The following is an 18,084-nucleotide window of genomic DNA, read 5'->3' on the forward strand; positions in this document are numbered from 1 at the left end:
CACTGTCTGGTGACGATAGCGGAGGGGACACACCCGTTCCCATTCCGAACACGGAAGTTAAGCCCTCCAGCGCCGATGGTACTTGGGGCGAAAGCCCCTGGGAGAGTAGGTCGTTGCCAGGCAGTCACAACGTGCCGGTGTAGCTCAATTGGCAGAGCAACTGACTTGTAATCAGTGGGTTGGGGGTTCGACTCCTCTCACCGGCACCATAAATCTTATCGTGAGCCGCTAGCTCAGTTGGTAGAGCATCTGACTTTTAATCAGAGGGTCGAAGGTTCGAATCCTTCGCGGCTCACCATTTCCTCAATGTGCGGGTGTGGCGGAACTGGCAGACGCGCTAGGTTCAGGGTCTAGTGCCCATTACGGGCGTGGGGGTTCAAATCCCTTCACCCGCACCAATGTTTTTAAATCACATCTCAGTGAGCGGAAATAGCTCAGGGGTAGAGCACCACCTTGCCAAGGTGGGGGTCGCGGGTTCGAATCCCGTTTTCCGCTCCATTCTCTCAAAGATTAAATAATAATACATGCGCCCTTAGCTCAACTGGATAGAGCGTTTGACTACGAATCAAAAGGTTGGGAGTTCGAGTCTCTCAGGGCGCACCATCTTTCGGGAAGTAGCTCAGCTTGGTAGAGCGCCACGTTCGGGACGTGGAAGTCGCAGGTTCAAATCCTGTCTTCCCGACCATTTTTTTCTACCCTCGTTTTTCTCTATTTTTTTGTTTTACTTTCTCTAGTGGCGGTGTAGCTCAGCTGGCTAGAGCGTACGGTTCATACCCGTAAGGTCGTGGGTTCGATCCCCGCCACCGCCACCATGGTATGACTTACCATGATATGACTTACCATGATATGACTTGCGGAGGAGTACCCAAGTGGTTGAAGGGAGCGGTCTTGAAAACCGCCAGGGGCCTCACGGCCCGCGGGGGTTCGAATCCCTCCTCCTCCGCCAGATCACTACAACAATAACATGTTAACAATATAGATCATTGTCTGTGACGTGGCCCGTTGGTGAAGTGGCTTAACACACCGGCCTTTCACGCCGGCATTCAGGGGTTCGAATCCCCTACGGGTCACCATCGTGGAGGGGTAGCGAAGTGGTCAAACGCGGCAGACTGTAAATCTGCTCCCTCTGGGTTCGGCGGTTCGAATCCGTCCCCCTCCACCATATTAATATAAAGTGATATATTGTCTTGATCTAACTCCATACATAGCATAGCTTTCATTTGTTATCCTCTGAATCCCATTCAGAGGTTTTTTTCATATAGGGGGTGTGACATACTCCCACCACCTACGCTAACGCTTAGAGGTGGGGGCTTCTCGGGTAATTCCTTCTAACGAAGGAAAATTGACCGAGCGATCCCCGTGTGCCCCACGGTTCGAGATCCAGTTAGGCAGTCCCTAACTGTTTCAGACCTTCCTTTTTGATATTGATGGCGGCGTTGGTGTCTCTGTCTGCCACAAAACCGCATTCACAACGGAACTGGCGTTCTGTGAGAGACAGAGATGCCTTCATCCGTCCACAATGTGAACACGTTTTGGATGAGGGGAACCATTTGTCGATTTTGATCAGTTTCTTCCCCTGTTCTGCTAACTTGTATTGAAGGAAAGTAGTGAACAGGCCCCAGCCGTTGTCATGAACGCTTTGACCGAAATGGAGGGCTTGAGACATCCCCTTCATGTTGAGGTCTTCGATCACGACCGCATCATACCGGTTGGCCAATTGTCGTGAAGTCTTGTGCAAAAAGTCCTGACGTTGGTTGGCAATCTTTTCGTGCAACTGGGCGACTTTCAGCCGCTGTTTGTGCCAACGGTTGGAACCTTTCCGGCGGCGTGACAGCACCCGTTGGGCTTGAGCCAGTTTTTCTAAGGCTTGCCGATAGAATCGAGGATAATTGGCTCTCTTACCCTCGCTATCGACATACAGCGTATTCATGGAAAAATCGAGCCCAACAACGTTTTCTATTTCTTTTGGCACCGGTTGGTGTTCATACTCAGTCAGAATGGAGATGAAGTATTTTCCTGTTTTCGTTTTCGTGATCGTACAAGCCTTGATAATGTGGTGAACAGGAATCTGCCGATGTTGCCTCAATTTGACCCATTTCAGCTTGGGTAACTTGATGTAGCCATCGGCAAGCTTAATGTTGCCATTCACCATATTTGTGGTGTACGACTGTTTGGCCTTGCGGCTTTTGAACTTGGGAAATCCCGCCCGGCCAGAGAAGAAGTTGGTGAAGGCTTTTTGCAAGTTTAATTGAGCGTTGGCTAAGGCAAGGCTATCGACTTCTTTAAGCCATGGAAAATCCCGTTTGTACTTGGCCGGAGTGGGAAATTTGTGCTTTTTCACAGCTTCTTTGTCGTCTTTGAACTTTTCATAAATTTGTATGCGTTCCTCAAGCATTTTGTTATAGACGAAGCGGACGCAACCGAACGTTTTGGCGAGCAGTTGTGCTTGTTCTTGTGTTGGGTACACACGGAATTTGTAGGCTTTGTTGGCCATATCCGCATCACCTGCCCACAATACGAACGTTTGTTTGATTTTATTTTACCACAATCATCATATTGAGGCTACATCAAACCGACATTCATCTCCCACTTTCGCTTCGCTTAGAAGTGGGAGACTTCTGTCGGAGGTAAGTTAAAAGCGTCAAAGAACTTGAAAGGTTATCCTTCCAGCGCCCTGAAACAGCTTTAACTGACACAGCTTTCACAGCTGTGTTTTTTTATTGTTATATAGGGACTAAGGTACAATCTTGGAGAGTGTAATGCCCGTATAATAAGGTAAGGTGCAATCAAGGGTGCAATAAAGTATGAGCAGTCCGTATGTTTTAATTATCTGTTGTTAGGAAGTGACAGTAATATGAGTGTAGATGGAACGTTCGGGCCTTTAAGCAAACCAATTGTTGGTGTTTTTGTTTTTCCCAAACAAATCCAAAAGCTAATCCAACAAAAACCCCATTACAGGTATGTTGAACTGTCACAAGCCAATTTGACAGCAAAGACCACTTTATATTTCTTTTGCCAGGGGGATGTGGATGATGAACTTAACAAAATTAAAGGAACCTATTTCGACACAAAAGAAGGACTCTGGAAACAGAGCTATTTTCCATTTCCGGATGTTTTATACAGGAGAACAGACAGCCTGAATAGGCCCAAGTATGTTAAACTGCGTCAAAAGATAGATGAGCATGGGATTAAACCACTCAATTACCTCGAAGGTTTTAATAAGTGGGATGTATATCAACATCTGTTTCAGGACTCCGCGGTCAATTTCTATGTACCAAAAGCCATCCTATTTAAAGATCAGGATGATCTGAAACAAATGTTGGATCGTTATCATAACATTTATGTTAAACCGCGCCGGGGAGGTCGGGGCAGAGGTGTGATGCGCATAACCAAGCTGGGACAGGGCAACTTTGAAACCCGGTCTTTTTCAAGGCAGACAGTGATCCACCGGGGCAAAACCCTAGCAGAGCTGGCTGAAAAAATCCGTGAGGCCTATAAAGGGCGCAAGGTTATTGTGCAACAAGGGATTGACTTGATCGAATACAAAAACAGTATAGCTGATCTCAGAGCGGAGGTACAAAGAAACGGCAAGGGTAAGCTTGAGATCATAGGGATTTTGGAATATGCCAAATTCATTACAAGTACAAAATAGTCAATGTAATTGAAGCCAGGCCTATATTTGGCCTGGTTTTTTTATGCACTCGCCCGCTACTGTGATCATATACTAAAGGTGAGTAAAGAGAATCAAGAGACAGGAGGCGTTACTTATGGCATATCCATATGATTACATGAGTCATTACTATCCTAGAATCTCTCCAATGCTGCCGTCTGAGGACCCCTATTTTTATCAAGTTTTGCAATCCTTGGTCGGGCATCACGTGGTTGTGCAAACATCACAGCGTTCCGTCAGGGGCATCATCACCGATGTAAAGCCTGATCATGTTACCGTTAATGTCCACCATACATTGTTCTTTATTCGCACACCGCAGATTGTTTGGGTGATGCCCCAGGCGGCTTTTCGGCAAGATGACCATCAATTCCAACCTGCAATGACAGCAGAAACCTAATTAAATGTTGGCATGAGACAAACTTGCCCGCTCATAAGCATAGTTACTGTAAATGAGTGATTGTGGGAGGGATCACCATGTTTAAACGCATTAACAAGCTCGCAATTGAACTGCCTGTTCCTGACCATCCCGATGCCAACGCTGCGGCAGCAGTACAGGAACTGCTGGGTGGACGGTTTGGTGAGATGTCCACACTGAACAATTATTTATTTCAGTCTTTCAATTTCAGGGAAAAAAAGAAACTGAAGCCATTTTATGATTTGGTGGCCAGTATAACGGCGGAGGAAGTGGGCCATGTAGAGCTGGTTTCTTATACCATCAACCTTATGCTGACCGGGTCCACTTTTCCTGGCGATCCAGATATTGCGCCGATGCGTAACGCTGTTGACAAACGTAACACCTATCACTTTATTGTCAATGCCCAAACGGCCCTTCCTGGTGATTCGATGGGAAAAGCTTGGAATGGGGATTATGTTTTTAACAGCGGCAACCTGTTGCTGGACCTGTTGCACAATTTCTTCCTGGAATGCGGCGCCCGAACCCACAAAATGCGGGTCTATGAAATGACGGATCACCCGGTGGCACGGGAGATGATCGGTTATTTGCTCGTCCGCGGCGGTGTGCATATTATGGCCTATGCCAAAGCGATTGAAATCATCACCGGTGTCGATATGACCAAAATGCTGCCCATCCCCAATTTGGAAAACAGCCGGTTTGAAACAGCTCGAAAATATGAGGCACAAGGGGTTCATCGCCGCTTATATACGTTCAGTGATACGGATTATAAGGATATTGCCCTGATCTGGAAAGGGAAGCATCCCCTCGATGGCCAACCATTAGAAGTGATCCAAGGGACTCCTGAAGGAGCACCGGTCCCTGATCTTGAAGCACTGCCAGAAGAATTTGCTCCTGGTATTTCTAAAGAAGACTTCATTGAAATAGCCAAGCGCTTGCAGCGTTCAGCCGGCTTGTGACATGACGTTTTTTAAGTTTGCATGTCCCCACGATTCTTAGTGGGGCTTTTTTATTTGTTATGATGGGTTACAGCTGAGCTTAGATGGAAATGATTGGACAAAATTAATCCGTAACCAAGCGCCCTTGTTTTGATATAATATGAGTAACAGGCGGAAAAGCAGTGCAAGCATCCTAATGGCATCTGAGTAAAACAGCGAGAGGAGGATGAAGCTGTCGCAGCTGTAGACAGCTTGAGATTGAAGTGTTTGTAATTATCAAAAAATTATGTGTTGGTGTGGTTATACTTTCTCTTGCTGCTGTTATGATTATCATAGGTTTTGTACATTATTGGGCGTCAACGGAACAAGGCAAGCTGCCGCCTAAAACTGCTGTGATATTGCATGCAGTCAATCAAAATCTGGTGACAATTGATATGAGTCCTCCCCGGATATTCGCTAAAAAAGGGAGTTCAATGTTGGACAAGTTTGACCAGCAGATTCCTGTTTCTGACGGGACAACCATTCCCGTCCGTGTTCACCGTCCATCGGGAGAAGGGCCCTATCCCATGATTGTGTATTACCACGGGGGCGCATTCCTTGAAGGTTACGGCAGTATTGACACCCATGATAATATCACCCGTTCACTCGCCGCCCAAACCCAAAGTGTTGTCATTTCAGTGGGATACCGGGTTGCCCCCAGCTATACGTTCCCCATTGCCATCGAAGATAGTTATGAAGCGCTCCTCTGGGTGGTTGAACACGCTGAAGAGTTGAACGGAGACCCTGCACGTATCGCTGTGGCGGGTGACAGTGCCGGTGGAAACATCGCCACAGTAGTGGCGGCAATGGCCCGTGACAGGAAGGGTCCCGAACTGAAAGCGCAAGTCTTGCTCTATCCGGTGACCACATTTCAGGAAGTCTCCTTTCCATCCCGGGAAATTTACGATAGCGGCTATTATTTACTTTCGCGTCAAGTGATGTATCTTGCTCGTGAAAAATATACGCCGGATGAATCCATGTGGTCCAGTCCGTATACTTCGCCCCTTCATGCCGCTGATCTTTCCAACCTTCCTCCGGCCCTGATCATTACAGCTGAGTTCGACCCGCTGCGTGATGAAGGGGAAGCGTATGCCGAGCGTCTGGCTGAGTTCGGGGTGACAGTAGAAGCACTGCGCTACAAGGGTGTGATGCACGGTTTTATCTCGTTTTATGAAGTCATGTACAGGGGCAGACACGGATTAGACGAGACTAGCTCCTTCTTGCGCCGAGCCTTTTATGATAAACTTGAGGCTCAACCTTATCGATTACAGGTGATCGATCCTCCCATGGGAATGGCTTATGTGCGCGATCTGATTGAAGCATATGCTTTTGCCGCTTACTTGCTGGGTAAACAGATGAGCACAATCTTAAACCGTTAAAGGCGACGTCCACTGCATGGTGGGCGTTTTTTCTATACTTTTAAATGCTGAATAAGCAAAGGATCCAATTGGAACCCTACCGTAGAGAGGAGATTGAATGGACGAGGGCATGATCTCTCTCGTACAGCTGATCCGTAATGGTCACTAAACTAATTTGAGTATAAGGGTGTAAGAGGAGTGAACACGTGCAATGATTCGTCAAGCCGTCATCTGGAGCTGCTGTCTGCTCGTATTAGGATTATGGATATCTCCTTCCTTAACCCAGGCAGCAGCTGATTCAAATGCTTATTTAACCATTTCAGTTAAATCATCTCCCGCTGCCACCTGTTCAACTTCCCTTACGATTAAACAACGCTATTGGGTCGACCTGTTTCAGAACCCGTCGTTCGAGCAGTCATCAAGAACGTGTACGTTTCCGGCAGCTTACCTTAGCTTTTACTCCGAAGGAAATACAATCCATTATTTGGCCGATGAACAAGGCTGCATCTTTGACGCAACCGGACAGCAGCAGCTGAAAATCAGTCATAATACCCGCCGAAAGTTGCAAGCTTATCTCCAGCTTTTGAAAAAAAAACATTATGGAGAGTTGCTGCCGTGGGAAGAGGTTCAAACCCTGCTGCCCCGGAAAGCCACGTTTGAGATCATTGATCTTGAAACAGGGCTTCGCTTCCGGGCCCAGCGGCGGGCAGGAAGCAAACATGCGGACGTGCAGCCGCTGACCCGCCACGATACCAAAATCATGAAGGAAATTTATCAGGGGAAGTGGAGTTGGAAAAGGAGGGCGATTCTTGTACATATCGATAACCGCTTGATTGCGGCATCGATGCATGGCATGCCCCATGGCAGAGGAGCCTTGAGAAATGGTTTTCCTGGTCACTTTTGCGTTCACTTTTTGGAAAGTACCACACACCGTACTCAAACACTGGATCCCACTCATCAGCTGATGGTTTATAAAGCGGCCGGGCAATTGGCAGAGTACTTAAGTAAGGCAGATCCATATGATCTGGTAGATATTTTTATCATGGCTCTTAATCAGCATGATCAGTACTTACTGCAACAGTTACTGCCCCCGGATGAACAGACCAAATGGGGCGTTTTTTTCAACAACTGGGCAGATCTGCAATATGTCTACAAGGTTTCCAAATTGGAAAAGAAGCCGGCCCATGACCTATTGTACTTAGAAGTGCCTGTAAAGATTCAATTGTATTGGAAAAACCGAGGAAAAGATACAAGACAGCTCACCTTTACCTTAATGCGTCCTTCTCCGGCGGAACGATGGAGTGTGGACTGTGATCTTCTGTCGAGCGGAAAAAGTTAACACAAATCCATATTTGCCTCCCTTTCCATTTTAGTTTTACTTCATAAACTGTTAGTACAAGGATTTTTGCCGAATGTTATCACGGAAGGGGGGAAACAGTTGAATAGAAAAAAACAATTCTTCCAACAAATTGAACAACAAGCGAATGTGGATATGGGAGAGATCATCAAACTGGCCAATTCTTTGCAAAAAGAAAATTTAAAAGATGAAAAAACCATTCGCAAACTCATCGCGAAAATATCCCGGATGGTCAATATGCCGGTGTCAAAGGAAAAAGAAGAGTTTATTGTCAAGGCTATTATGAACGACCGCCTTCCTAACAATTTGTCTGGCCTGTTAAAAATGTTTAACCCGCCTGAAAAATAAGGTTTAGTGAGCTGACCTAACTGGTCAGCTTATGCTTTTGTTCAATTATGTTGATAATTTAAAAATAAAGGGTGCAAAATGGATGGAGTTAGGGTAACATAGAAATAGATATCCAATCATTTTGAATTCCATTAAAAGAATAAAAGGAGATCGTCAATGAAGGAACTTCGTAGTTATGGGTGGTATGCGGCCCGAATTTCCCCGTTTCTACCACCGGAAGCTTTTCAGCCTGTACCTGGAAGGTTATGGGGAGGGGCTGCTTATTTCCTGCTCATTATCTCTGGTATTGTGTTGATTACTGTTGGTAACTTTAGCTGGTGGATCCATTTTATCGTTTCATGTGTATTGGGTTTCAGTTTTGCTGGCATTGGTTTTTTAGGTCACGAAATTTTGCATGGTGCAGTCGTTCGGAGACCCTGGCTCCGAAATTTACTGGGCGCCATTGCCCTGTGGCCATTATGCACGGGGCCAATATTGTGGAGAAAATGGCACAACATCGAACACCATGTCCACACACAGCATGAGGAGACAGATCCTGATGCCTGGGCCAGTTTAGAGAAGTTTTATCAACGTAGATACTTAAAATGGGTTTATAAATTACCCTTGTGGTTTCGTTCAACCATCAGTTTCACTTTCTTTACCCTCACCTTTACCATCCATTCGTTACGCATGTTTTTCCGCTATGTTCGTGAATTTAAGTTGAAAGCCAGGTTAAAGGTGATATTGCAATTTGTACTCCCTTGGGCCACATGGATAGGATTGTTGCTCCTGATTGGATTTGAAAAGTGGTTGTTTGCTTATTTAATTCCCCTATTGATAGCCAACTTTATTGTAATAGCCTATATTTCCACAAACCACCGCCTTAATCCGCTGGTGCCGGTTAATGACCCTTTAGCTAACACACTCACTGTAACGGTTCCCAAATGGGTGGATTTGCTCCATTTTAATTTTTCACATCACACGGAGCATCATTTGTTCCCTGCGATGAGTTCAAAGTACTATCCCTTAGTAAAGGAGCATATTAAAAAGATGTGGCCAGATCGCTATCATGAAATGCCGATGGTCAAAGCGCTGCTGACGTTATGGAAAACACCGCGGCTTTATTACAACGCTAAGGAGTTAATAGATCCATATCGCGGCCATGTATATGGCTCGTTAGGCAACGGACTCGATCCTGATCAAATTAAAGTGAAGAAGATGCGGTAAATGATGGCCCTCTTAAAAGGGCTTTTTTGTTGATTTTGTATAAAGGAAGTGGCAACTCACCATGGCCGGAGAATGGGTTTCACCTCTTATCAGCCAATTTGCTGGGTCTATAGACCATCAACTTGTCCTGCGACCCGGACAAGTGTTGAAAGGGAAGGTCATTCAGCTTTTACCCCAGCAAACAGCCTGGGTTCAATTGGGGAAATTCCAGGTGTTAGCCCGCCTGGAAGTTCCATTGACTGCTGGTCAAACTGAATGGTTTCAAGTGCTAGACGTATCCCGTCCGATGACTTTAAAAGTGATTGGAAATCCATCCATTAACGGTACAGGCCAAAGCAGCACTGATCATGAATGGCAACCCGTCTTACGCTGGCTTGGTGTTGATGACACTGCTCCCAACCGTCAACTGCTTCAATTCTTTCTGACCCATCATCTGCCTGTGACCCGCTCTTTGTTTCAACAAGTCCAAGAGACCTTGGCCCAAGTGGGGCAAGGAGAGTGGCAGCGGCAGGCTGTACTGATGGCCGTACAGAATGGATGGACACCAACTGCAACGATCGTTCGCTCAGTGGGGATGTTTCTTCACCAACCCAGTTTGGCCGATACTTTGGCTCAATTGGAGAAAATGGTGGGGGATGGCCAACGTGACGTTTTGCAAGCCCTGTTATCCCGCCTGGCTGTCCATCAGTTCAGTGCACAACAGTTGAAGCATTATTTCCAAGGAATGTCTTTTCATATCTCCCGGGCTAAAAGTCAGGGAACAGTCTCTCCAGACAATATGTCTGTTATGTCCTTACCTGCTCTTCTGCAAACCTGGCTGAAAGGAGAAATATTAAGCCAGTCTGCCCGAAACCAGGCAGAAAGCATCCTATATCAATTAGCGGGACAACACCTGTTGATGCAGGGAGATGGCCATTTGCCTGTTTCCTATGCGCTTTTTCAACTGCTTGTCCGGCAGCATGGGCGGACTGACTCAGTCTACGGTGAACTGCAAGGCTATAAAGACCAAAAAGGAAAGCTGAGTTCTGACCACTGCCGGTTACTGTTATATGTTAATCTGCAACGTTTAGGGGAAACATGTGTTGATGTATATGTTCAAAATCGCTTGATAACGGTAAAATTGTTTAATGATCTTATCCGGCAAAGCTGGCTGGATTCCTACAAACCCCTTCTTCAGCAAGGTTTAGCCGCTCAGCAGTACAAACTTTCCAGTCTTGTTGCGAAAAAGTGGCAAGCTTTGCGCACTGCACCGGTCAAGGCAAAACAAGGCATGAGCTGGGGGCATTATCAGGGAGTGGATATTCGCATATGAAACCGGAAAACAAACCGCCGAAAAAAGCGGTTGCTCTGCACTATGATCCTGAGCAGCACGCTGCGCCTGTGGTGAAAGCAAAAGGAACAGGGCCGGTTGCCGAGCGGATCATTGAGCTGGCCAAACAACATGATATTCCCATCTATGAAGACCCGTCATTAGTGGAACTGTTAAGCAAGATCGAGCTCAATGAGCAAATTCCTGAAGAATTGTACACTGTGATCGCCGAGATTTTAGCCATGGTTTATGAACTTGAACAAAAGGCAGCTTACTCTGAAAGCGGTTTGAAAAAGAAGATAAAAAAGTAAGCGGGGTTATCTCTAAAACACACGAAAGGAATGATAAACTTGAGCCTTAAAGCGCTTAAAGGCATTCATCATGTATCGGCCATCACAGCCAATGCCAGGAAAAATTATGAGTTCTATACTCAAACACTCGGCATGCGGCTGGTTAAAAAGACCATTAACCAAGACGATCCTTCAGTTTATCATTTGTTTTATGCAGATGAAAGGGGAAATCCGGGTACCGATCTAACATTTTTTGACATTCCCAATGCAGGACAAAGTTACCCGGGGACAAACAGCATTACGGCTACTTCATTTCGTGTGCCGACAGATGAGTCCCTGGAATATTGGAAAGAACGCTTTGGACAGTTTGGGGTTGAACACGATGAAATCAACCAACGTAACGGACGGGCCACGCTAGCTTTCCGTGATTTTGAAGGACAACGTCTGATCCTTGTTTCAGATGAAAACAATGTGGGTGTGAGAGGAGGAAGGCCTTGGGATAAGAGCCCTGTTCCCCAAGAGTACGGGATTCGAGGGCTTGGACCCGTTCAATTGACAGTCTCCCGTTTCGACCCTACCGCCAAAGTGTTGACCGAAGTTTTAGGTTTTCGTGAAAAAGGAAAATATCCTTCTCCTACTAAAGGCACGCATAATATTTATGTATTTGAAACAGGAGAAGGGGGGACAGGGGCAGAGGTCCATCTGGAGGAACGCTCCGATCTGCCACCGGAAAGACAAGGGCGTGGCAGTGTGCACCATGTGGCCTTTCGCGTTGAAGACGGAGAAGAGCTTAGTCAATGGGCTGCCAAGTTAAAAGAATTGAGGATCCCCAATACAGGTGTCGTTGAGCGTTACTACTTCAAGTCCCTGTACTTTAGGGAACCTAACGGGATTTTGTTTGAGCTAGCCACCGACGGTCCTGGCTTCGAAGTGGATGAACCGTTCGAGCACTTGGGTGAAAGTCTGGCCCTGCCGCCTTACTTCGAAGATCAACGGGCACAGATAGAGGCCATGCTGAAGCCTTTGAACACTAAGCAAAGGTTTTGATGACCCTAGCCGCAGCCTGTCATACCGACTAGGTCAATCTGAAAGTATGGATTCATAGCCGGATTCATGGAGATGAGCCCTATGGAACAGAAGCATCATTAGAACTTTTAAAACAGTTGGGCAATAATCAGTCAAGACGAAAAACATTCCAAATGATTCCGAGGTCCCGTCCGGCCAAATGTCAAGTGAAAGCACAACCATACCCAGTGACCAGTTTCCGCTGCTGAAAGAAGAAGGAATGGGTTACCTGACCTGCAAACAGATCCAGCTTTGAGTCACGTTGCCCGCGAAAAGTCGAATGACATGCAAACCAATCGTATTTCTCCCATACAAGCCCAACCTACGGATCACCGTTCGATATGATGAGGGACTTCGGTGTGTCTTTTAATGCAGCAGGTGAAAACATTGCCCAGGGTCGGCAACCCCTGAGCAAGTGGTTCAAGCATGGATGAACAGTGCAGGCCACCGTGCCAATTTTTAAACGGAAACTTCACCAACTGGTGTTGGCTACACCAATTGGTGTTGGCTACAATGAAAATGGCCATTACTGGACCCAAATGTTTTATCAGTAAATAAAAGAGAGAGGTTATTAACCAAGGATAGCGCAGCCTATATGCCATTGGGGCACGGCTGCGTTGTTTTTTTGGTTTAATTGACAAAAGGATACAAGCTGTGCAAAACTTCTAAAGTAAAGTATAAAAAAGTGAATAGATCGGTGCCTTTACCTTTGGTTTGCTCTTTATCTCTTCATCTCTTCGATTCCCATATATTTCATAGAACCACAGATTACCAGCTTTCTAGGGGATGATCTCTGTATCACATTGTAAATTTGAACGTTTAGAGCATAAAGAATCAAGCGCCTGATGATATTCTGCTTTGAGTTTTTCCACTAATTCGGCAACGGACAGCACCTCTTTAATTGTGCTTACGCCCTGTCCTGCCGACCAGATATCTTTCCAGGCTTTAGCCTCAGGCTGATTAAGCTTTGAAAAATCGATGGATTCTTTTTTCTGTAACTGACCGGGATCTAGCCCGGCCTTGCGGATACTGGGGATAAGGTAATTAGCCTTTATGCCACTAAACGCATCAGTATAAATAAGATCTTCAGCTGTGGATTCTATGAGCATTTTTTGGTAGTCTGAGCTGGCAAAACTTTCGTGTGTGGCAATAAAACGGGTACCCATATAGGCAAAGTCTGCACCAAGCACCTCTGCCGCCAGAATATCTTGGCCGCTGGAGATACAACCCGCGAGAACAGTAATTCCGCCCCAGAATTCCTTGACTGCACCCATAAAGGCCATTGGGTTAATGGTTCCAGCATGTCCGCCGGCTCCGTTACAGACAAGAATGAGTCCATCAACCCCTTTTTGAGCGGCTTTTCGGGCATGAACCAGATTGGCCACATCTGCAAATACAAGCCCATTATATTTATGTACGATCTTGACTACCGGTTCCGGGTCGCCAAGAGAGGTAATCACAATCGGTGGCTGGTACTTCTTAATCAGTTCTAAATCTTCCTCGTAGCGCTTGTTGGTCCGATGGGCGATAAAATTGACTGCCCAGGGAGCCACACACCGATCAGGCTCTTCCTGCCGTGTTTTTTCCAGTTCTTCAATAATGTTTTGCATCCAGTCTTCTAAAATATCTACTGTGCGGGCATTCAGCAAAGGGAATGAACCAATGATGCCAGCTTTGCAACTTTCAATCACCAATTTGGGACTGGAGACAAGAAACATGGGAGCTGCGATCACGGGAAGTACGGTCTGACCGGCAAGCTGAGGAGGTAATTTTTTTGACATGCTTATCATCCTTTCAAAAAATTATATAAATTATATATGATGTATTCTTGATCATTAACGGTAATTCCTTTAAACAGCGGCAAAAAATTATGGAAAAAAGCTATCAACAGCGGGGGAATTTTGATATGGCTTTTGGCATCACCAGAAAAGAGTTAAACCTTTGGAAAAGGAAAGTGGAAAAAGGTGAAATCGCTTTTATCACCCATTATTGGGTTCACCCCAGATATCCTCAAATAAAGACAGTAACAAAAGTGGGTTGTGCAGACATGGATAAATTAATTGCCTGGGGTAAAAAAGAAGGTTTGGATCCAGAATGGATTGATCCGCATCCCCGGTATCCACATTTCGATCTCATTTCAGAATGGCAAAGGAAGATATTATATAAATACCGTCAATACGATCAAATCGAGCGTTTTAACATTTAAACTTTAACTTAACAAAGATCTCTTACACATTAGCAATGATCAGGGAGTTTCACCGCCACATTATCAGGAGTACACATCCAAACCTGCTGTAGCGCTTGTTCGTTTGCAAAGGGTTACTTTTGGCTGGGTGTTAGCATAAAATGCATCGACTATATTCCACGGAGGGATTTATTGTGTATCAAATGGCGCTACGACAAGATTGGTCTGTTGTGTACCATCATTTACAAAATAGTTTGTTTGCAGAGCAAATGGTTTGTTCCATGAGTACACAGCTATTTTTTATCCCAAGAACTCAAGATTTGGAAGGGAATATAGAAATGCATAATCATCTTGTTCCAGCTTCTTACCACCGTATTACCGCGGCCGGTTCCGCTTACCGTTTGCAAAGTGATGAACATCACGAATCCATTGTAGAAACCTTGGTTTCCTGTATTAATAATGCCAAGCAAGAAGACAAGGGAGTAAGAGAGGGGCTCCAAATCATGAGGGAAGCTGCGCCTGTGGATGTAAAACCGTTTATAGATGCGATTATTGGCTGGCAAGATCAAGCAGAACAAACCTTAGCCCTTGCTGAAAAAATGGTGCAGCAAAGAGGATGGTTTATATAATTTAAGAAAACGCTGATAAAGGGAATATTTTGTACCCACTGAATAAAGACAGTTGAAGTCGTTCGAAACTAAAACATCATAGGTGGCAGATAAAATGAACACATATACCTGAATCCGTGAGGATTCATCTATTAATCCCTCACCTGCTTTGGTACAATGGGAATAAGTATAATCAGATTTTCCCACCTGGCAGGTGAAAAGGATGCGGTTTATTATTAAAGCCTCTCATGAACGATTAACAGCCCATAGTGGATTGGGATTAATTGGATTGCTCTTGGAAAAAACAGACTTACGCCCCAAGTTGAACCAACTCAAGATCCCAGGATTGAAGTATCCCTTACTGTCCCACAGTGACATTGTTTATGCCATGATCGGATTGCTGGCTCAGGGTAAAAGCGATTTTGAACATATCGAAGCCTTTCGTGAGGATGACTTCTTCCAATATGCCCTTCAGCTCAAAAGTGTACCGTCTCGAGCCCGGCTCCGCCAGCGTCTGGATGGGCTGGCCCAGATCAGAAAGTGGCGGAATATCCTGCTGGATGAAATGGTCCGGCTTCCCAGAAAGGTAGGTCTTGAGCCCAGTGCGATTAAACTCAACAGTGGCACCTGCTATGTGCCGATCGACGTGGATGTCTCTCCTTTTGATAACACCGATACCCACAAAGAAGGCGTGAGCCGGACCTACAAAGGCTGTGATGGCTATGCCCCCTTATTGGCCTATATTGGCCGGGAAGGGTACGGGTTGTATGCCGAGTTGCGCGAAGGGCGCACCCATGTCCAGAAAGAGGTGGACCAAAAACTGCGGGAGATGATTCCCCGGGCCAAAAGCATGACCGAGAAACCCTTGTTGTTACGGATGGATGCCGGCAACGATGCCCTGAACAACCTGGCCGTTTGTCAGGAAGAAGGGGTGCATTTTATCATTAAACGCAACTTGCGCCGGGAATCCCCCGAAGCCTGGCTGGCCATTGCTCAGGATCAGGGAAAAGCCACGGTGATCCGGGAGGGGTGCACACGCTATACGGGTAAAATCCGTGTGACCGATCCGGGATTGCCCCAACCGGTCTATCAGGTGTTTGATGTGCGGGAAACGACGATCGCCAAAGATGGCCAGATTCTTTTAATCCCAGAGATCACGGTGGATGTTTATTGGACGGATCTGGATGAGGACGTGGCCGATATCATTGACCTCTACCATGATCATGCCACCTGCGAGCAGTTTCATAGTGAACTCAAGACCGATCTGGATTTGGAACGCTTACCGTCCGGTAAGTTTGCCACCAATGATCTGGTCTTATGTCTGGGGCTGTTTACCTATACCCTGCTGCGGATCATCAGTCAGGAGAGTTTGCGGGTGAATGACAGCCCCCTGCGCAAAAAAGTGCAGCGGCGCCGGATCCGGACGGTGATCCAGACGTTGATCACCCTGGCAGCAAAAATGGTGACACATGCCCGCCGGCAATATCTGTATATTGGATCACGGGCTTGGTTAACACCGTTTAAACGGCTCTATCAGGCTTTTGCCTAAACCTCGCCCAGACATTTGACCTGTCACTCAAACGCCCTGTGACCAGGGCGTCTTTGGCATGCCATCGAAATCTGCTGGGCGGGGGATGGGCTGGAATATATAGGTATTTAAGGTGATAATCAAATATTTTGTGATCATTTTAATGTCTATAAGTCATCATGTGGCAAACATTTAAACCAATCCCGCCCATATGTCACGGATTCAGGTTAAAATTAAGATAGTTTAAGATTGTTGCTTTGGATATATTTTAATAATCTGACCTGGCTCTTGAGGCAGTGTTAATTGGTGAAGTGCTGATTTTAATATACTTGTTTGCTCTTCAACATGATGCGGGGCTCCAAGCGGAGTTTTTCTTTGTAAATGAACGGGGTATATACAGCGAGGCGGTCTGTAATTTTGGGTTTTGATCAGATCAATCGTTATGAGAACCGTTGGTATGCCTTGGGATTCTATCGCTCTTTGGATGAGGACAGCTGTGCGGTGGGAATATGGACATCCGGCTGTTAATACGATGGCATCAGGGGTGAAAAAGTTTAACATCGTTAAAAATTCGGGAAGCGCTTCGGACATTTTTTTAAGCCGATAGATATAGCCCATAAAAGCATAATGTACGGGAGCCACCTTTTTTATCAATTGTTGTTGGGCGAGTTCACGTAATCGTTCAATAGGAAATACGGTATTGATGTCCATTTGTATAGGACGAACATTAAATTCATTTGCTGGGGCGAAATGGGAAACGTTTAAATGCTGAACATCTACAGATCCTGGAATGACACGGAAACTCGTATCTGGATCATCAGCGTCATAATAAAAAGGGCGTTGATGACTGAGGTGAATCCCGGTTGTCGTCACGAGAGCGATCTCCATGTCCTGTAATCGCTTCGTTACAGGTGTATAAGGAATTGACTTAAAAGTCAAAGCGCACCACCTCTTTAAATATATATGATGTATCAGGTGTCATCATTTGGTGTCATCGAACAGAAGTGTTTCTATTATTTATTATAAAAATTTTTTAAATATTATGTATAGATATGCTTTATTGTAGATTGAAAATTATTATTTTGCTAGACTATTTAGTAGGTGATATACACTGATCAAACCAAGCATAAATAGTCAAAAGAAAGATTTAAGGGAGGGGATTTGTATGCCTCAAGTCACGTTTAAAGGACAACCGGTCATCCTGAAAGGAAATGAGGTCAAAGTTGGTGACCAAGCACCGTCATTTACTGTTGTGGCCAATGATTTATCCGAAGTGACGCTTGACCAACTGGATGGCAAAATCAAAATCATCAATGCGGTGCCATCTATTGACACGCCTGTTTGTGAACAACAAACACGCCGCTTCAATGAAGAAGCTTCCCAACTGGATGATGTGACTGTGGTTGCCATTAGTGTCGATCTTCCCTTTGCCCAAAAAAGATGGTGTGCAGCGGAAGGTATTGACCGTGTGGTTCTGTTGTCGGATCATCGGGAATTGTCTTTTGGCAAGGCTTATGGCGTGCTGATTCCACATCTTCGCTTGCTCGCTCGGGCGGTTTTTGTCATCGATACAACAAACACTGTCATTCATGCCCAATACGTGCCCGAGGTAACCGAACAGCCAGACTACGATGCCGTTTTGCAAGCAGTTCGTCAGGCTTTGTCATCACAGTCATGAGCGTGAGTCAAGGCGATTGATGATGCTTGCTGGTCAATCAGACACTTTACTTCCACCATCTAATTTAGTATAATTATAATGTAATAATCATTA

General features: G+C 45.6%; 17 protein-coding genes, 10 tRNA genes, 1 rRNA gene and 1 pseudogene. 26 read left to right on the plus strand and 3 right to left on the minus strand.

Features of this window, described 5'->3' with window-relative positions:
* Window positions 1-5 precede the first annotated feature (5 nt).
* The 11 genes from rrf (at window position 6) to IEW48_RS09865 (ending at window position 1,162) form a co-directional block, all read left to right on the plus strand.
* A 5S ribosomal RNA gene (rrf, locus tag IEW48_RS09815) occupies window positions 6-122 on the plus strand.
* 11 nt (window positions 123-133) lie between these two features.
* Window positions 134-209, plus strand: a tRNA-Thr gene (locus IEW48_RS09820).
* Between the two features lie 13 nt (window positions 210-222).
* Window positions 223-298, plus strand: a tRNA-Lys gene (locus IEW48_RS09825).
* Between the two features lie 12 nt (window positions 299-310).
* Window positions 311-398, plus strand: a tRNA-Leu gene (locus IEW48_RS09830).
* Window positions 399-423: 25 nt separating this feature from the next.
* Window positions 424-498, plus strand: a tRNA-Gly gene (locus IEW48_RS09835).
* Between the two features lie 28 nt (window positions 499-526).
* Window positions 527-603: transfer RNA gene (locus tag IEW48_RS09840), tRNA-Arg, on the plus strand.
* A gap of 5 nt (window positions 604-608) precedes the next feature.
* Window positions 609-685: transfer RNA gene (locus IEW48_RS09845), tRNA-Pro, on the plus strand.
* 50 nt (window positions 686-735) lie between these two features.
* Window positions 736-812: transfer RNA gene (locus IEW48_RS09850), tRNA-Met, on the plus strand.
* A gap of 43 nt (window positions 813-855) precedes the next feature.
* Window positions 856-946, plus strand: a tRNA-Ser gene (locus IEW48_RS09855).
* A 50-nt stretch (window positions 947-996) separates the two neighbouring features.
* Window positions 997-1,073: transfer RNA gene (locus IEW48_RS09860), tRNA-Glu, on the plus strand.
* A 4-nt stretch (window positions 1,074-1,077) separates the two neighbouring features.
* Window positions 1,078-1,162: transfer RNA gene (locus IEW48_RS09865), tRNA-Tyr, on the plus strand.
* Between the two features lie 222 nt (window positions 1,163-1,384).
* Here the strand turns inward: IEW48_RS09865 and IEW48_RS09870 are convergent.
* Window positions 1,385-2,494: an RNA-guided endonuclease InsQ/TnpB family protein gene (locus tag IEW48_RS09870; protein ID WP_188623610.1), complete on the minus strand. Its 1,110-nt coding sequence runs from the start codon at window positions 2,492-2,494 to the stop codon at window positions 1,385-1,387.
* Window positions 2,495-2,854: 360 nt separating this feature from the next.
* Here IEW48_RS09870 and IEW48_RS09875 point away from each other — a divergent pair, with 360 nt between their 5' ends.
* From IEW48_RS09875 to IEW48_RS17065, 11 genes and pseudogenes are all read left to right on the plus strand, one after another.
* The gene (locus tag IEW48_RS09875; RefSeq protein ID WP_188623611.1) at window positions 2,855-3,652 is read left to right on the plus strand and encodes a YheC/YheD family protein; all 798 of its coding nucleotides are present in this window, start codon (window positions 2,855-2,857) and stop codon (window positions 3,650-3,652) included.
* Window positions 3,653-3,767: 115 nt separating this feature from the next.
* Window positions 3,768-4,067, plus strand: coding sequence for a YuzF family protein (locus IEW48_RS09880; RefSeq protein ID WP_229704011.1), 300 nt, complete (start codon window positions 3,768-3,770; stop codon window positions 4,065-4,067).
* A 77-nt stretch (window positions 4,068-4,144) separates the two neighbouring features.
* Window positions 4,145-5,041, plus strand: coding sequence for a manganese catalase family protein (locus tag IEW48_RS09885; protein WP_188623612.1), 897 nt, complete (start codon window positions 4,145-4,147; stop codon window positions 5,039-5,041).
* A gap of 452 nt (window positions 5,042-5,493) precedes the next feature.
* A complete protein-coding gene (locus IEW48_RS09890; RefSeq protein WP_237700213.1) occupies window positions 5,494-6,438 on the plus strand; it encodes an alpha/beta hydrolase in 945 nt (314 codons plus the stop codon).
* Window positions 6,439-6,628: 190 nt separating this feature from the next.
* Complete coding sequence (locus tag IEW48_RS09895) at window positions 6,629-7,756, plus strand: hypothetical protein (protein WP_188623614.1); 1,128 nt, start codon at window positions 6,629-6,631, stop codon at window positions 7,754-7,756.
* Window positions 7,757-7,855: 99 nt separating this feature from the next.
* Window positions 7,856-8,122 carry a stage VI sporulation protein F gene (locus IEW48_RS09900; RefSeq protein ID WP_188623615.1) on the plus strand — a complete coding sequence of 89 codons (267 nt, stop codon included), beginning with the start codon at window positions 7,856-7,858 and terminating at the stop codon, window positions 8,120-8,122.
* Window positions 8,123-8,278: 156 nt separating this feature from the next.
* Window positions 8,279-9,328 carry a Delta(10) desaturase DesB gene (gene desB, locus IEW48_RS09905; protein ID WP_188623616.1) on the plus strand — a complete coding sequence of 350 codons (1,050 nt, stop codon included), beginning with the start codon at window positions 8,279-8,281 and terminating at the stop codon, window positions 9,326-9,328.
* Between the two features lie 61 nt (window positions 9,329-9,389).
* Complete coding sequence (locus tag IEW48_RS09910; RefSeq protein ID WP_188623617.1) at window positions 9,390-10,640, plus strand: TP0910 N-terminal domain-containing protein; 1,251 nt, start codon at window positions 9,390-9,392, stop codon at window positions 10,638-10,640.
* Window positions 10,637-10,948 (plus strand): EscU/YscU/HrcU family type III secretion system export apparatus switch protein, encoded by a 312-nt coding sequence (locus IEW48_RS09915; protein ID WP_188623618.1) that lies wholly within the window; start codon window positions 10,637-10,639, stop codon window positions 10,946-10,948. The genes IEW48_RS09910 and IEW48_RS09915 overlap by 4 nt, the downstream gene beginning before the upstream one ends.
* 39 nt (window positions 10,949-10,987) lie before the next feature.
* Entirely contained in the window at window positions 10,988-11,974 is a 987-nt protein-coding gene (locus tag IEW48_RS09920) for a ring-cleaving dioxygenase (protein WP_188623619.1), read from the plus strand.
* A gap of 222 nt (window positions 11,975-12,196) precedes the next feature.
* Window positions 12,197-12,546, plus strand: a pseudogene (locus tag IEW48_RS17065) (CAP domain-containing protein); the annotation flags it as partial.
* Between the two features lie 225 nt (window positions 12,547-12,771).
* Here IEW48_RS17065 and IEW48_RS09925 read toward each other — a convergent pair.
* Entirely contained in the window at window positions 12,772-13,773 is a 1,002-nt protein-coding gene (locus IEW48_RS09925; protein WP_188623620.1) for an NAD(P)H-dependent flavin oxidoreductase, read from the minus strand.
* A 125-nt stretch (window positions 13,774-13,898) separates the two neighbouring features.
* Here IEW48_RS09925 and IEW48_RS09930 point away from each other — a divergent pair, with 125 nt between their 5' ends.
* The 3 genes from IEW48_RS09930 to IEW48_RS09940 all read left to right on the plus strand — a co-directional run bounded on the left by IEW48_RS09930 (window position 13,899) and on the right by IEW48_RS09940 (window position 16,334).
* Window positions 13,899-14,198 (plus strand): hypothetical protein, encoded by a 300-nt coding sequence (locus tag IEW48_RS09930; RefSeq protein WP_188623621.1) that lies wholly within the window; start codon window positions 13,899-13,901, stop codon window positions 14,196-14,198.
* 182 nt (window positions 14,199-14,380) lie between these two features.
* Window positions 14,381-14,806, plus strand: coding sequence for a hypothetical protein (locus IEW48_RS09935; protein ID WP_188623645.1), 426 nt, complete (start codon window positions 14,381-14,383; stop codon window positions 14,804-14,806).
* 202 nt (window positions 14,807-15,008) lie between these two features.
* On the plus strand, window positions 15,009-16,334 hold the full coding sequence (locus IEW48_RS09940; protein ID WP_188623622.1) for an IS1380 family transposase: 1,326 nt from the start codon (window positions 15,009-15,011) through the stop codon (window positions 16,332-16,334).
* Window positions 16,335-16,556: 222 nt separating this feature from the next.
* On the opposite strand, the gene IEW48_RS09945 is transcribed toward IEW48_RS09940, so the two are convergent.
* Entirely contained in the window at window positions 16,557-17,252 is a 696-nt protein-coding gene (locus IEW48_RS09945) for a glycine/sarcosine/betaine reductase selenoprotein B family protein (protein ID WP_188623623.1), read from the minus strand.
* Between the two features lie 226 nt (window positions 17,253-17,478).
* Between IEW48_RS09945 and tpx the strand changes: the two genes are divergently transcribed.
* Window positions 17,479-17,991: a thiol peroxidase gene (gene tpx, locus IEW48_RS09950; RefSeq protein WP_007505413.1), complete on the plus strand. Its 513-nt coding sequence runs from the start codon at window positions 17,479-17,481 to the stop codon at window positions 17,989-17,991.
* The last annotated feature ends 93 nt before the right edge of the window (window positions 17,992-18,084 follow it).

It is taken from the genome of Caldalkalibacillus thermarum, assembly GCF_014644735.1.
GTDB classification, from domain to species: domain Bacteria; phylum Bacillota; class Bacilli; order Caldalkalibacillales; family Caldalkalibacillaceae; genus Caldalkalibacillus; species Caldalkalibacillus thermarum.